The organism is Syntrophotalea sp. (assembly GCF_050253115.1).
In the GTDB taxonomy this organism is placed as follows: Bacteria; Desulfobacterota; Desulfuromonadia; order Desulfuromonadales; family Syntrophotaleaceae; genus Syntrophotalea; species Syntrophotalea acetylenica.
On sequence record NZ_JBFWJQ010000025.1, the window covers coordinates 1 to 14,923 of the forward strand.

Sequence of the window (14,923 nt, forward strand, 5' to 3'; positions counted from 1 at the left end):
ATTCGGAATAACCGCAATGTTCTGCGGCGGAATCCGAAAATTGGCCGTCAAATCGCTCTTTACGCCCCGGGACACCGCGATAATGCCATCGGCCGATGCATACAGGGTTTGGATCAAAAACCGAAAAGCACGTTCCCTAAGGTTTCGTCCCCGCAATTTCCGGGATACGGCATTGGATTCCCGTATAAAGACCGGATTTTTAATCCGGAAAAAAATTTTTAACAGCAGACAGAAAATGTTCGCGTACTGCAGCGTGGTAAAGACAACGGCATGCGGCCGGGCTTTGATAAAATGAAAGAATTTCCAAAAGGATCTCGACACCCGGCGCGTTCCGAGGTCATGCAACAACACCCCCTCAGGAACCTCAGCCAGGTAAGGACCTGACAGGCTGGAAACCACCAGATCAACATCGCACCCCGCGGATATAAAACCGTGAGCGAGGTTGAGCATGACCCTTTCAGCCCCTCCTCCCGTCAACGCGGGCAAGTAAACGATAATTCGCCTCGACTCTGTCTCCATGCATCGCATCTTTCCGGTTGGACTTTTTCAAAAACCGCAGCGCATGTTCTTGTTTCTGGCAAAAAGGCTGCATTTACGGAGCCAGCATCAAGTACGCGTAATTTTTCGCTGATATTCATCGACCATGCTTTCCAGAATGAGGTCCTGGGGATAGAGACTGCCTTCATGCCAGCCCAGGTTTTCATCCCACCAACCCGGACACCCTTTCACCCCACGCTCCGGAAAACAATAGCTCATCTCTGCTATGCGCGGTTGTCCGTCCCGGTCCCAGAGAAAATCGAAGGCCAGGCTTTGGGCACCGATCTTTCTTGCTGTTTCAAAAGCAATTTTTACGCAGCGCAAATCCACTTTGGCGGGGTCGTGAATAACAACACCGCTACCGCTGGCCCGAAAGTCATTTTCCCTGGTTTTTCGCATCACGCCAAAGGCTTTGCCACCCAAGATGGTCATTCGCAGATCGCAATCGTTTCCTGGCAGAAATTCCTGGAAATAGACATAGCCGATCTGCCTGGGAATCACCCGATTCGATGCTGCAATATGTTGCAGGGACTGCGGAATTCTTTTAATTTTTTCGAAAAGCATGCGCCGGTTTTTGATTGTTTTAATTTTGGTTTTTGTATCACTGAAATAGGAACCTCGTGGAATAAATCCATTGTGAAATGCTTTGGTACACAATTTTATGGCTTCTTTTTTATTTTTAACAAGGCTCACATTTACAGATGCCGAACCACACCTCAATTTAAATACTTTTGGAAATTCCGTGTCATTTATCCATTTAAGGGTTTTTTTCTTATCATAAAAAACCCATGTTTTTATAGTAGGAGCGGAAATACTTTCCAATAAATATTTTTGCCCTAGTTTATCATCGTAATGCCAGCATGTATTAAGGTTTGGATAATTTACAATGTTCATTTTATCAATTGAAGCAACGATCTGTCTTGCGGCCAGTTGGGATTCTGGCTGTATCCATCGCCAATGCCACAGAAGTATGTCAAAATCGCGAAGCGTATCAATAATATCTGAATCAAAACAATCAACTATCTCGAAAACGAGTTTTTTTTCCTGGCAGTAGTCTATCCAGCGTTTCGAAAAGTCGCCTTCCCCGGCATGAATAGCAATCTTCATCGATTCACTCCTGGTAATATATATGTGTTTTTCCACCCCTTCACCGGCTTGACCATAAGCCTCACAGCTGCTTTTTGGCAGCATCTGATCTGTTTCCCATTGTAACAGGTTTACCCCTATGTGCCTGACGCCGGGGCAGGGACCTGCTACAATTTACTGCAGCACGCAATGATATCTGTCATCATGGAGACGGTTCTCACCGGGATGCATCTTTGCCCGCCACAAGGTAAGGATTTCGATGACCCAAAAAGGCAAACTTCTGTTCCTGCTATTGGTGCCAGTTCTCATGGCTTTTTGGTGGCTGCCGTCGATTCCCTTCTCCACACAGGACAGGCGACCCGCCTTTTGTCTGCCGCTGCGTGCGGATCCCGGCTTTTCCTCCGAGCAACTTCCAGAGGAGATCGCACCCTGGTATCACCGGTTTCTGGCGGTTCTCTACAATCCCCGGCAATACCTCAACGCCACCCTGCTGGCCAAGAGCAACAACACCTATCATTACGGCCGCGCCCTGAATACCCACATCACCTCCATGTTGCAGGTATTCCGGATCACCGGCGACATGCGCATCCTCGCCGAGGTCGACCGACTGGCCGAACTGATGCGCGCACAGCTCAGGGATCGCTCCGTCCTGCGCAGAGGCGGCAATATCCATGAGACCGATGGCTATCTGAACTGGCAGTATCGCCATGACAAAGGATACGAAGGCACGGACGTTCATCAAATGGACGAAATGCTGAGTCATGCCCTGATTGCCGCGATCGCCCATGCCTATCAGGTCAACCGCGACCTGGACCCGAGGTATGCCGAACGCGCCCGGTTCTGGACCGATTATCTTGCCAACCACTTCGAAGCAAAATGGCGTAAACGCAAGGGAATCCCCCGGGGCTTTCCCTTTCTGGAAAAACATCTCATCCACGTCACCATGCAGTGGATCCGCTACCACTATTACATGGCGCAGTTGACCGGAAACGAAGCGTATGAAAACGAGGCACGCCGCATGGCGGAAACGGTGCGGCGCCACATACGAAAAATTCCGGTCCGGGAAGGAACCGCGGCCATGTGGAATCACACCATGGCCGTCAAAGGGCATCTCGCGCACGATCCGCAGCCTTTTCAATACGCGCGCTATACAGTGCAGGCTGCGGCAGATCTCGCCAGTGAAAATTTCGATGTTTTTTCAGAGCCCGGGTTCATGGAGGACCTGGCCGCCACTCTCGCTCACTTCGTAATGAACGACCCCACTGGAGCAACCTTCGCCTTTCATATCGATGGTTCAGGTAAAAAACGGGAGACAGCAGCCCGCTATGCAATTTCCCCCTGGACGATGCTCGGCCGATGGTCCGACGACCGTAAAATCTTGAGCATATCGGAAAAAGCCTATTTTCTGGCCGAGGAAAACCCGGACCATCCCCGCAGGATTTACATTCCCGCCGGGATGGTTTTTTCATTGGCGCGGCAAGCGCCACCGCCATGGCGATGCCAGAATTGAAGAACCAGTAACGACAAGCTGAATCCGCTTAAAAGGTGGGAGAATGATCAACGATAGCGTGAAAATCGGGTCTGGCGTCTTCCAAAGGTTCTGGAAAAAACACTTCAGAAAAGGCTCTTTTCTGCGCAACCTTTCCATTGTCATGTCGGGCACGGCGATCGCTCAGTTAATCGGCTTTGCCCTGATGCCTGTCATCAGCCGCCTTTTTTCCCCGACGGATTTCGGTGTATTCGGCTCTTACAACTCGGTACTGGGAGTCATTACGGCCATCGTCACGCTTCAATATACCCAGGCTATCATGCTTCCCAGGGGAAAAATCGAGGCTCTGAACCTGTTTTTTGCCGCCTGTATTTCCGTAGCGGCCATCACTGTTCTCTGTCTGCTGACCGGCATTGTCGCGCCCGACATCATCCGGAACCTGATAAAGGTCGAAGCATGGTGGTTCGTGCCCCTGCTCGCCATCTCGGCCCTGGCTTTTGGCCTGCACCAGACCCTGCAGGCCTGGTGCGTGCGCATCAAGGCGTTTGCCGAAACCTCCAGAGCCCAGATCGTCCAGTCGCTGGCATCAGTGAGTATCTGGCTGATGAGCGGCCTGCTTCAGGCAGGCGCCGTCGGTTTGATTCTTGGCTCGGTAGTCTCCCAGTTCATTGCCAGCCTGAAACTCTGGAACGTGTTCAAAAAGGATCTGGACCAGGCAGGCTATTTTTTTCACTGGCACAACGTAAAAGCAACCTCCCTGGAATACCGCGATTTCCCTTTGTACTCCGCGCCACAGAACCTCATGAATGCTCTTTCCCAGGGGTTGCCGGTGTTGCTTCTGGGGCATTTTTACGGCATCGCCATCGCAGGCGCCTATGCTTTCGGCATGAAAATCCTGCACCTGCCAACTAATTTCATATTACGGCCTTTGCGCCAGGTACTGTTTCAAAAAGCCAGCGAAGTCGACAATCTGGGACAGGACATCCAACCGCTGTTCGTCAAATCGACCTGCGGCCTGATGCTGCTGGCGGCCCTGCCAACCATCATCATTTTCGTCTGGGCGCCGCGCTTTTTCCCCTGGATTTTCGGCAAGGAATGGCTTACCGCGGGCATTTACGTAAGATGGCTGATCTTGTGGATTTTCATTTCGTTCAGCAATGTTCCTGCCGTATTGTTCGCCAGGATCCTGAGGCAGCAGCGCAACCTGTTTTTTTTCGAATGCCTCATTCTCTCATCCCGGACCATCATACTGGTCGCCGGCGGCATTTACTGGGATGCTCTGCGCACTATTATCGCCTTTTCCATTTTAGGATTTCTCCTGAACCTGACCTTGATCCTGTGGATCTGGGTTTTGGTTTGCCGAAGAACTGTGATAAAGGCCGATAACGGCATCTGATCCGATCTCTGTATCCCAAACACAACGACGGCCCTGCAGCACAAAATGCAGGGCCGTCGTGTTTCAGCTACGGATGTTTTCTATTTATTTTTCATGGCATTCAGAAACAGGCCCGCAGGGACATAAATCCGTCGTGGCGTTGTTTCATCACCTTCGATATTCTGAAAAATCTGCGTGGAAAGGTTGACGATTTTACCGGATGCGTCCCAATAGGCCATTGCGGTAAAAGGCGAAATGACATAGAGGTCATCCGTTTGTTCGCCGCTGCCATCGATATAATAGGCGATGGCCGAGGGTGCCTTGCTGTTCAATACGTAATAAGCCGCCGTATTGGCCACGGAAGTCAGCAGACTGTCGTTATCGAAGATACTGAAATTCTCGAATGCCAGATCGGCCATGCCCTGCATGGTATAACGGGCATAGTTGGTCGGCTGGGGGCCCAGGGTGCTGCCGCCAAGTTCCGGCATGCCATGATCCCATTGAGCGGTGGTGCCCAGGGGGGTACCGACATACTCCATGTGGTTTTTGATATCCTGTGACAGGCGGACGGCTTCGTTGTAATAACCGTCTTCGCCGGTCAGCTTATGCATATAGTAGTGATAGCGGATCCATTGTACATAGACATGGGTCAGCAGCTTGGTCAGGAACGGAAAACCGGTGGCAATCCCTTTTCTTTTGCGCCATTTGGCCTCGAAGTGATTTTTCAGGTAACCGGTCCAGAAAGTTGCCCGCTCGGCATAACGTGAATCGAGGTCCCGGTTGGCATGGAAGGCGTAGGCAAAGGCCGCGACCAGCGAGTGGCTAAGCATCTCATCCATCTGGTGGATATCGGTGCCCTCGTATCCCGCATCGTAAAAGTACAGCCAGTTCAGGTAGCCGTCAGCCTGGTAGGTCGTTCCGTTCAGGACCAGAATAGACCAGTCCTTTAGCTTGGAACGCATGATCTGGGCCAGACGGTCGATCTCGTCCAGCAGGCGCAGATCGCCGGTCATACGGAAGGCATGCAGCAGCGACGTGATATGGGTGTTGAGGGGACGGGCGTAGTTGTAGGTGTCATTGCTTTCGGCCAGGGTGGTGGCGTTCAGATACTGATTCGAATTTTCAATGGATGCCCACAGGCGCTGATACCAGAGGCGTGCCTCTTCGGGCAACTGCGCCGCATCGAAGGACGGGTTGCCGCGCAGGGACATCGGTTGGCGGGTCGCCGTGTCGGTTGTCCCCGCGTCGGAGCTTGCTTCGATCATCCCCTGAACCTGGTTGGAGCGGGGAAACTCATCCGGTTCGGCCTGGGTCCAGCGGGCCTCGACCATGAAGGTATGAGCGACACCGGCCTCCAGGCCGCTGATGGTGGCGCTGGTGGCAGTGGTGCGATGGGTGCTGCCGGTATCGACGCCATCGATCACCAGGTCGTAGCCGCCTTCGGGAAGGCCGGAGGCACTGCTCGGAACGGACCATTTCAGAACGAAGTTGCTGCCGTCCACCGTCACCGCATCCAGCACCGGCGCCGGATAGGCGTTTACTGGGATAATGCCCTGAACCTGATTGGAGCGGGGAAATTGATCCGGCTCGGCCTGGGTCCAGCGGGCCTCGACCATGAACGTATGAGCGACACCGGCCTCCAGGCCGCCGATGGTGGCGGTGGTGGCGGTGGTGCGATGGGTGCTGCCGGTATCGACGCCGTCGATCACCAGGTCATAGCCGCCTTCGGGAAGGCCGGAGGCACTGCTCGGAACGGACCATTTCAGAACGAAGTTGCTGCCGTCCACCGTCACCGCATCCAGCACCGGCGCCGGATACGATTCCGTGGTGGGGCTCTCCACGGTATCGACGATATCCACCACCACATTGACACTGGCGGATTTGGAGCTGTTGCCCGCGGCGTCATGTGCAACGGCGTAAATGCTGTGCGTGCCGTTGTTGTCCTTGTTCAACGGAAGCGATGCTGAAAAGGTGTTGGTCGTATCGCTGCCGATAAGGGCACTGCCATTGTAAAAATCGACACGGGTCACCTTGACATTGTCGCTGGCTGCGGCGATGACGGTCAACGTCTGCTCGTTGTTGACCTGCAGATCGGTCTCGGGAGAAGAGATGATTACCGAAGGAGCGGCATCATCCGTCGGTTCAGTGGCGATCAGGGTTACGCCAGCCACATTGCTGTAATCCGAATAGTAGGTTTTGGAGCCAAGGGTGACATACCCGCGCACGCGGTAATAATACGAACCGGTTGTCCCACCGGGCGCGTCGGTCGCCGAGATGGCACTTCCGCTGGCCGCGCCGACCTGCACATACCCGCTGCTGGCCTGCTGGCTGCGTTCAATCAGAAACCCCGTAGGGATCATATTGGGTGAAGTCCAGGTCAGATTCACCTGGCTTCCGGTACTGCTCAAGGCAGCGGACAGGGTTACGGCCTTCGGCACCCGGGGTCCCGCATCTGACAACGCCGGAAACCCGAACTGCATCACGAGCAACAACAAGCTTGCCAGAGCGGCAAACCATGCATTTCCTGGATAGGTTGTTTTCAGGTTTTTTCTCATCGATTCCCTCTTTACGGTTTTAATCTCAACGTGAAGGTTTGAAATGCGGATTCTGTCGTCCGCCTTGTCATGCATACAAAAAAGGCGCTGACCTTTTGCAAATGCCAAAGCATAGCGCCACACACATACCGACTGACCTTGAGGTGTTTTCCGGTTTTAAGGATTTTCGGCAACCCGGCTATCCATGCGCTGGACCCGTGGCTTTGCGTGGCCGGATCTCTCCGACTTTGCCCTGAGCGAAAATTTTCCCTATACCATCGGCACCTCCTTACCTCGTTTTATGGGGCTACCAGGACAGGATCCATTCGGAAACTCCGGATGAAAACCAGGACAAGAAATCATCTGCCTGTTCACCGGATCACAGGATTTCCTCGTATTTCTCATGAGCCCGATTTGGCGATTATTCCCTGGCACAGCAAGCCATTGAGCAAGCCACATGCCAAGTTTTCATCGATAATTCAATTACTTAAAAACTCTTTAGTGCGCCAGGCCATAATGAAAACTGTCTTTTTTTGTGTCTTTTATCTAATGATACAAAAACCATGGGTCTATACGAATAATCGCTTTAGCATCCCGGCCAGGTGCGTCATTTCGATGGTTTACCCTGGATTTTGACAAACAGGCAGGTGTTCAGGATATTCGAAGATCAGAAAAAGGAAGGAAAATGGAGACATGACGGATCGGCTATTGAGAGGATCGAATCAGAAAAAATGACCGGATTATACCGAGCAGGCAAAAAATCAATCTGCGAGACCATGGCAAGACCCGGTATCGGGCAAAAACCCCTGTCACCTGCCAGCGACAGTCGCCATCAAATCGTTGTTTCCGTATCAGACATCTAAATTCAGTAGGTTAGGAAAACAGTGCGAGTATTTCGTGTCGTACACATGACAAAACAATCCGTTTTTCGAAGGATGTCACCATATCGCGACAACAGACAAATCCGAAAGCCAAATACAGCCGGGGAAAAGGCGCATTTGGCTTGCCGATGGATAAAATCCCGCCAGGCAGAGCTTGGCTACACTGCGTTAAGCAACTTTTGCGTTTGGAAAATTGGCCTGAACATTTTGAATCATCGACGAAAAATGGCCGGGTGGATTGAACCACCCGGCCATTTGGCGCCATGCGCTTAACACAAAAGGTCATTTTTCAGCCGGTCAGGCCCTCACGCCCCCTGGTTCCGTGAGGCGAGCAACATTTCCATCAATTGGGATCCTTTCTCGATAAAGAGTCCCGACGCAGCGGCCGCTGCTTCATCATAACAGGCGGCCTCAGGTTGTGAGGCGAATTCCCCTTCGCTGCCATATAGGATAAAGGGGACCGGTTTACTGGTGTGCGTCATGAGCCGCAGCGGAGTGGGATGGTCCGGGGTAATCAGAAGACGAAAAGGCCCCATGGAACGCAACCCCTCAAAAACGGTGCCGACAACCATCTCATCAAATGCTTCGATGGCGCGGATTTTCTCCTGCAGCAACCCTCCATGGGAGGCTTCATCGGGCGCTTCGACATGCACATATATGTAATCCCGTGTCTTCAACGCCTCCAGCGCATATTCCGCTTTGCCGCGATAGTTGGTATCGATGTACCCGGTCGCCCCCGGAACATCGATTACATCGAGCCCGGCGTAAATACCGATGCCCTTGATCAGGTCCACGGCGGAAATAACAGCCCCGCTCAATCCGAAACGCTCCTGCAAAGTCGGCATGTGGGGAGCCCGTCCCTGCCCCCACAGCCACATGGCGTTGGCGGGGCGCTTGCCCTCCGCCTGTCGCTTTTCATTGACGGGGTGCGAGGCGAGAATACTCCTGGCCCGCTCCATAAGTTCCAGAAGCACCTCTGCACCCTCGCCACGGGGCAATTGTCCCCCCACCGGTTGCCCGGTAATATCGTGAGGAGGGGTAAAGCTCATGGTGTCGACACCGCCCCGCCAGACGAGAAGATGACGGTAGGACACCCCGGGGTAAAACTGGAAATTCTCCGTTCCAAGCTCTTTCTGCAGGGTCAATACGATTTCACGGGCTTCGTCGGTGGTGATGTGCCCGGCCGAAAAATCTTCCATGATCTCGCCGTCGCCATCCTTGCCGAGAGTGACGAGATTGAGACGGAAGGATACATCTTCCGGGGCCAGCGAAACCCCCATGCTGGCGGCTTCCAGCGGCGAACGCCCGCTGTAGCATTGCACGGGATCGTATCCGAACACGGACAGGTTGGCAACATCACTGCCGGGGGGGAAACCTTCCGGGATGGTCTGCGCCAGGCCGATTTGACCTTCACGGGCAAGTCGGTCCATAAAAGGGGTACGAGCACACTGCAAAGGGGTTTTCCCGCCCAACTCCGGCATCGGCTCATCGGCCATGCCGTCTCCTAACAACACGACATATTTCATCATATCCTCTATGAACAAAGGCAATCACCTCCCCCGGTCAGCCTCGGGGGTGATGCTGCTGGTGTATATTCTTGAGCCGTTCCCGGCTCACATGGGTGTAAATCTGGGTGGTTGAAATATCGGCATGACCGAGCATCGCCTGAACCGCCCGCAGATCGGCTCCATTGTCCAGCAAATGGGTGGCAAAAGAGTGCCTCAGGGTATGAGGCGTGATGTTTTTAAGGATCCCGGCTTCCAGGGCCCGACGCTTCATCATCTTCCAGAACCCCTGTCGTGTCAACCCGTTGCCCGAACGGTTCAGGAACAAAAAACCACCCCCCCCTTCCCCGCAGAACTCATATCGGCCATGTTGCAGATAATCGAGCACGGCATCCCTGGCGGTATCGCCCAGCGGCACGACCCTTTGCTTGCTGCGCTTGCCCATAGTTGTGAGATATCCGGCATCGAGCTGCAGATCCTGAAGCGTGAGTCCGACCAGTTCCGAAACGCGCAGGCCCGTCGCGTAGAGAATTTCGAGCATGGCGCGATCCCGCAGGTCGTAGCAGGTAGCGCCGCCAGGCGCGCCGAGCAGACGCTCGACTTCAGAAGGGGACAGGGTTTGCGGCAGCTTGTTCAGGCTTTTGGGAGCCTCCACCAACGCCGCAGGATTGGTCGCGGCCAGGCCTTCGGTCAGCAAAAAGCGGTGAAACATGCGCAGCGAAACCAGTTTTCTGGCACGGCTGCGAGGCGAGAGGCCGCGCTCCTTGAGCACCGCAAGAAAGGCAACGACCAGCGACGGCCCAATGTGGTCAGGACAGGCGACACCGCTGCGGGAAAGAAACTCCAGATATCCGGCGAGATCACGGCCGTAGGCATCCAGCGTATTGTTTGAAAGGCCCTTTTCAACCACCAGAAAGTTCAGAAAAAGATCGAGGTATTGATCCATAAACACCTGTTTTTTTAAATATACACAATTGATGAATTCATTGAAACCTGGTGAGCGGTCAGCCCGATTTAAAAAACCTCTTACTGATAAAACCGCACCCCGACTGGCGCCGCATCGAATTAATGCGGGGCTTTATCCAGGCAGGCGAGCAAACACTCGCGCACTTCTTCAATACGTTGCGGATCCCGAATTTTCTGGCTGAAAATATCCTTCACATAAAAGGTGTCGGCAACCTGGTCAACCTTGGTCGATATCTTGGCGACACCAAGATACAGCCCCAGATCACGCAGCGTCCGGCAGATACGATACAGCACACCGACTTCATCATGGGTATAGACGTCGAGAACGGTATACTCCTGCGATACCTCATTGTCGACATCGATGCGACTGGGGACACGGGGGCGTGACGGTTCCCCCCAGGACAGGGGCCGATGGCGTTTGCGCAGCAACTCTTCCACCCGCAGTCGTCCCTCGATGACGGCGAGCAGGGATTCCTCCACCGCGCGCCATTTTTCACTGGCGGCATCGTCATAGCCGGACGGTCCCTTGACCTGGAGCAGGTCGAAAGCGGTACCGTCCCGCTGGGTAAAAATCTGCGCGCCGAGAATATTGATGCCATAAGCCGACATGACGCCGGTAATCATGGTGAACAATCCCTGCAGATCGTGGGTGACAATCGTCAACTCCATATAGGACCCGTCCGGGCCACCGGCAACGAAAAACCCGAGGCGCTTGTCGCGACTGCCCTGTATCAAACGGATGTGATCGGCGATGACCTGACTGCGAAACGACAGAAGATAGCGGGTGCTGGCGTTGCGCAGGCGGTCTGCAACGATTCTTGCGTCGATTTCGCCTTCCAGAAGAGCCTGAACCTTGCGCTTGCGATTGCGGATTTTTTCGGAGCGTTTTTCGAAAAGGAAGTTGCCCCTTTCCAACACCAGGTGGGTCTTGTCGAACAATTCCTCCAGCAGCATCGATTTCCACCCGGTCCAGACATCCGGCCCCACCGCTTTCAGATCGGCAAAGGTCAGCAGATAGAGCATCTTGAGATTTTCACTCATGCCCATGGTGCGGGCAAAATCGACGATCATGCGATCGTCGTGCAGATCGCGCCGTTGCGCGATATGTGCCATGAGCAGATGATGGCGCACCAGAAACTCGAGCCGCTGACTGTCTTCCCGATTCAGGCTGAGACGGCGTGCCACGGTCGGCATCATGTCCGCGCCCTTGTTGCAGTGATCACGCCCTTCCCCTTTGCCGATATCGTGAAGCAATATAGCCAGCAGCAGCAGTTCCCGCTTCTCGATGTCGTTCGCGACATCGGTAAGACGCGGCATTTCTTCGGCGTACTCGCCTTGCCAGACCTTGATAACCTCGCCAATTGCAAACAGGGAATGGGTGTCCACGGTAAACACATGGTAGGCGTCGTGCTGGACCTTGCAGTAGATACGGCCGAACTCGGGGATAAAGTGATTGAGAAAGCGCAGGTAATGCATATCCCGCAAGGCCTGAAGCACCCCGCGATGATGGCGCAGAATCTCCATGAAGGTGTTCACCATGTCCCTGGAACGGCGTACGGTATTGTTGATGCGATGCAGATTGTCGCGGATACGGGCCTTGACCTGGGGGCTCAGGGACACACCGTGGACCTGCGCCAGACGAAACGCCCGCATCATTTCCTCGGGCCGTTCCTCGAACAGGCCGGCACGGGAAAGACACAGCTCGCCCTGAATAATGTAAAATCCGTCTGCCACCGGCCGCCGGGAAGCGGACCCCGACCGGGGCGCGAAGGTTCCCTGGTCGTGGCGCAGCACCTTTTCGGTAAGCCGTGTGGCTATCTCCTCGACATGCACGGCATGCGCATAATAATCCTGCATGAACTGCTCCACCGCCAGCGCGCGCTTATCGTCCCGGTATCCAAGGAAGCGGGCGATTTTTTCCTGCTGGTCAAAACGCAGCTGCTCGTTCTTGCCGCTGGACAGAAAGTGGAGTTCGTTACGAATACGCCACAAATAATCGTAGGCGCATTCAAATTTGTTATATTCCTTCTCGGTTACGATGCCTCTGAGAACCAGTTCATACAGGGAACGGGCCTTGAACTTGATCTGCGCCAGCCACTGGGCGGTATGCAGATCCCGCAGCCCCCCTTCGCCTTCCTTTATATTCGGTTCAAGAAGGTAAACGGATGCATTGTATTTACCCAGCCTGCGGGCGTTTTCCTCAAGCTTCTGGGTAACGTAGCTTTTACTGTTCCAGTCAAGAACCCTGGACAGCACCACCTGCTCATACTCCTCGAAACAGCGGCGATCACCGCAGAGGTAGCGTGAATCGAGCAGCGCGGTGCGTGCCGTGATATCGCTCTTTGCAATATCAAGGCAATGATGTGCATTGCGTATGCTGTAGCCGACATCGATACCCATATCCCACAAAAGATAAAGCATGCGCTCCGAAACCTGCTCGGTAAATCGCCGGCCTTTGCCATTATGGAAGAACATGATGTCGATATCGGAACGCGGATTGAGCTGACCGCGCCCATAGCCGCCCAGAGCCACAACCGCGCACCCCGCATGACCGTCGGTGCGCAAATCGGATGCGGCAAAAGCATAAAGGGCCGCCATGAGCCGGTCGGCCATACCTGTAAGTTGTTGAACCACCTCGTGTCCGCTGGCACCGCGGCGATGATATTCCCTGACCCTGTCCCTGCCCTGTTTCCAGTAATCGGAGGCCGCCTCCAGAAGATCTGCGCGACGCGCGGCGTACGGACGGGACGCATCCTGGCAGATGTCACGCATTCCTTCGGGGATCGCAAATTCATCGGGCGGTTCGGGCATCAGGCTCATTTGGTGGCCACGGTCCTCGAATCATGGGCATAATTGCGCACGGCACGAACGATTGCCGTGGCCGCATGATCCTGATACTTATCGCTGTTCAGGCGGCTCTCTTCCATTTTATTGCTGATAAAGGCTGTTTCCACCAGCACCGACGGCATATTGGCCCCCAGCAGGACATAAAACGGACCCTGCCGCACGCCGTGGTTCTTGACATCAGGATAATGCCGCCCAAGATGATCGACCATCGCTTTCTGGATCTCCGCAGCCAGACGGCTCGATTCATTGATCTTGGCGTTGGCCATGAGATCGAACAGAATCAGCTCAAGATCGCTGACCTGCTTGAGCGAAGTCCCGTTTTCCCGCGCGGCAACGGCTGCTGCCTTGTCGTTTTTGGAAAAGTTCAGATAGTAGGTCTCGACCCCCGTGGCGTTGCGATTGGTGCTTGCGTTGGCATGAATCGAAATGAACAGATCGGCCCCTACCCTGTTGGCAATGGCCGTACGTTCTTCCAGGGGCAGATAGATATCTTTATCGCGTGTCAGCACCACCTGGCAGCCAAGCTCCTTTTCCAGCCGTTCGGCGAGCCGCCTGGCCATGGCGAGAGTGACATCCTTCTCCATGACACCCGAAGGTCCGATGGCTCCGGGATCCTTGCCCCCATGGCCGGCATCCACAACGATGCGGCGAAGACGCCCGTTCACCGAAGCGGCAGGCACGGCAACTTCAGGTTTTTTCTCCTTGGGGGTTTTTGCAAGCACTTTGCCGATGGCATCGCCTGTACCGGCAACCGGAGCGTGCAACTCGGGAATGGCAGCCTCCAGGGTCGCAGTCCGCTTTCCGGAAACATCGATAACAATGCGCTGCGGGTTTTCCAGAGTGAACACCTTGTAATCCCCGTAGGTTTCCAGATCAAGAACGACGCGCACCTGATCTCTGGCCGGCCTGCCGACACGAATCTCGCGCAACAGTCCATCGCCAACCTTCTGGGTGGCAGGTACACCCGTACCGAGGGTGCCGCCCTTGACGTCGACATACAGGCGGGGCGGTTGTCCGGCTTTTTTATTCCCCTGCAGAAGATTCGCGGCGTAGCCGGCCGGCCCCGTGGTTTCGATAACCACCCGGGTATAATCAGGACTCGACCAGTGGCGCACCTGACTGACTTTCACGGCGCCGGAAGATGGCGTCGAGACAGCCGGGACAGCGACGGAAACCCCGGCAGCCTCTGCCGGCATGTAGCGCCGCAACCGCTTCTCGGCATCACGACACAGGGATGTCATATCTCCCCGGGGATGATTGTCTGCCGCCCGCTTATACCGCATGTAGGCTTCGGGACGATTGGACAGGTGTTTTTCCAGCACCAAACCCGCCAGGTAACAGGCATCGTCGGCCAGGTTGCTCTGCGGGTAGCCGGCGGCGAGGCGGTCATAAAGCGCGACGGCCTGCCGGGCATCCTCCGCGCGCCGGGAAATCGCATAGAGTCCCTCGCTGGCCTTTGCCCCGAGATAAAGGGCATCGTCGGCTCTGGAGTGGGACGGGTAGGAGCGGGCCAGCCCCTCGAATCCTTCGACAACCCGCACCCAGTTTTCGCGATAGAGCTTGTCCCGGGTGCTGCTCTGCAGCTGTTGATAGGCGTTTTTGGCATTTTCGAAGGCTTGATCTCCGGCGTCGGCCATGGCCGGCAACGGCAACAGAAACACAAGCAGCAGCAAAAAACCCGCAATATGAAAAAAAGATTTCAT

Annotated in this window: 9 protein-coding genes and 1 riboswitch; of the genes, 2 read left to right on the forward strand and 7 right to left on the reverse strand. The window is 54.7% G+C overall.

Features of this window, described 5'->3' with window-relative positions:
* Together AB7E65_RS04435 and AB7E65_RS04440 are read right to left on the reverse strand one after the other, a co-directional pair.
* On the reverse strand, nt 1-528 hold a 528-nt coding region (locus AB7E65_RS04435; RefSeq protein WP_428745335.1), incomplete at its 3' end, for a glycosyltransferase.
* Nucleotides 529-606: 78 nt separating this feature from the next.
* Nucleotides 607-1,644 (reverse strand): ATP-grasp domain-containing protein, encoded by a 1,038-nt coding sequence (locus AB7E65_RS04440; RefSeq protein ID WP_428745336.1) that lies wholly within the window; start codon nt 1,642-1,644, stop codon nt 607-609.
* A gap of 286 nt (nt 1,645-1,930) precedes the next feature.
* Between AB7E65_RS04440 and AB7E65_RS04445 the strand changes: the two genes are divergently transcribed.
* The gene (locus AB7E65_RS04445; RefSeq protein WP_428745337.1) at nt 1,931-3,133 is read left to right on the forward strand and encodes a hypothetical protein; all 1,203 of its coding nucleotides are present in this window, start codon (nt 1,931-1,933) and stop codon (nt 3,131-3,133) included.
* Between the two features lie 43 nt (nt 3,134-3,176).
* Entirely contained in the window at nt 3,177-4,508 is a 1,332-nt protein-coding gene (locus AB7E65_RS04450; protein WP_428745338.1) for a lipopolysaccharide biosynthesis protein, read from the forward strand.
* An 80-nt stretch (nt 4,509-4,588) separates the two neighbouring features.
* Here AB7E65_RS04450 and AB7E65_RS04455 read toward each other — a convergent pair whose 3' ends face one another.
* From AB7E65_RS04455 to AB7E65_RS04475, 5 genes are all read right to left on the reverse strand, one after another.
* Nucleotides 4,589-7,042 (reverse strand): Ig-like domain-containing protein, encoded by a 2,454-nt coding sequence (locus tag AB7E65_RS04455; RefSeq protein ID WP_428745339.1) that lies wholly within the window; start codon nt 7,040-7,042, stop codon nt 4,589-4,591.
* Nucleotides 7,043-7,207: 165 nt separating this feature from the next.
* Nucleotides 7,208-7,284, reverse strand: a riboswitch (cyclic di-GMP riboswitch).
* A gap of 923 nt (nt 7,285-8,207) precedes the next feature.
* Nucleotides 8,208-9,428, reverse strand: a complete 1,221-nt coding sequence (locus tag AB7E65_RS04460; protein ID WP_407058575.1) for a cofactor-independent phosphoglycerate mutase — start codon at nt 9,426-9,428, stop codon at nt 8,208-8,210.
* Between the two features lie 37 nt (nt 9,429-9,465).
* Nucleotides 9,466-10,353 (reverse strand): site-specific tyrosine recombinase XerD, encoded by an 888-nt coding sequence (gene xerD / locus AB7E65_RS04465; RefSeq protein ID WP_072287766.1) that lies wholly within the window; start codon nt 10,351-10,353, stop codon nt 9,466-9,468.
* 119 nt (nt 10,354-10,472) lie between these two features.
* Entirely contained in the window at nt 10,473-13,193 is a 2,721-nt protein-coding gene (gene glnD / locus AB7E65_RS04470) for a [protein-PII] uridylyltransferase (RefSeq protein WP_428745340.1), read from the reverse strand.
* The gene (locus tag AB7E65_RS04475) at nt 13,190-14,923 is read right to left on the reverse strand and encodes an N-acetylmuramoyl-L-alanine amidase (RefSeq protein ID WP_428745341.1); all 1,734 of its coding nucleotides are present in this window, start codon (nt 14,921-14,923) and stop codon (nt 13,190-13,192) included. Before AB7E65_RS04475 ends, glnD begins: the two co-directional genes overlap by 4 nt.

Excerpts from the sequence above, each read along its gene's own strand:
- AB7E65_RS04440 (WP_428745336.1), bottom strand. The coding sequence starts at position 1,644 with ATGAAGATTGCTATTCATGCCGGGGAAGGCGACTTTTCGAAACGCTGG.
- AB7E65_RS04445 (WP_428745337.1), top strand. The coding sequence starts at position 1,931 with ATGGCTTTTTGGTGGCTGCCGTCGATTCCCTTCTCCACACAGGACAGG.
- AB7E65_RS04450 (WP_428745338.1), top strand. The coding sequence starts at position 3,177 with ATGATCAACGATAGCGTGAAAATCGGGTCTGGCGTCTTCCAAAGGTTC.
- AB7E65_RS04455 (WP_428745339.1), bottom strand. The coding sequence starts at position 7,042 with ATGAGAAAAAACCTGAAAACAACCTATCCAGGAAATGCATGGTTTGCC.
- AB7E65_RS04460 (WP_407058575.1), bottom strand. The coding sequence starts at position 9,428 with ATGAAATATGTCGTGTTGTTAGGAGACGGCATGGCCGATGAGCCGATG.
- xerD (WP_072287766.1), bottom strand. The coding sequence starts at position 10,353 with ATGGATCAATACCTCGATCTTTTTCTGAACTTTCTGGTGGTTGAAAAG.
- glnD (WP_428745340.1), bottom strand. The coding sequence starts at position 13,193 with ATGAGCCTGATGCCCGAACCGCCCGATGAATTTGCGATCCCCGAAGGA.
- AB7E65_RS04475 (WP_428745341.1), bottom strand. The coding sequence starts at position 14,923 with ATGAAATCTTTTTTTCATATTGCGGGTTTTTTGCTGCTGCTTGTGTTT.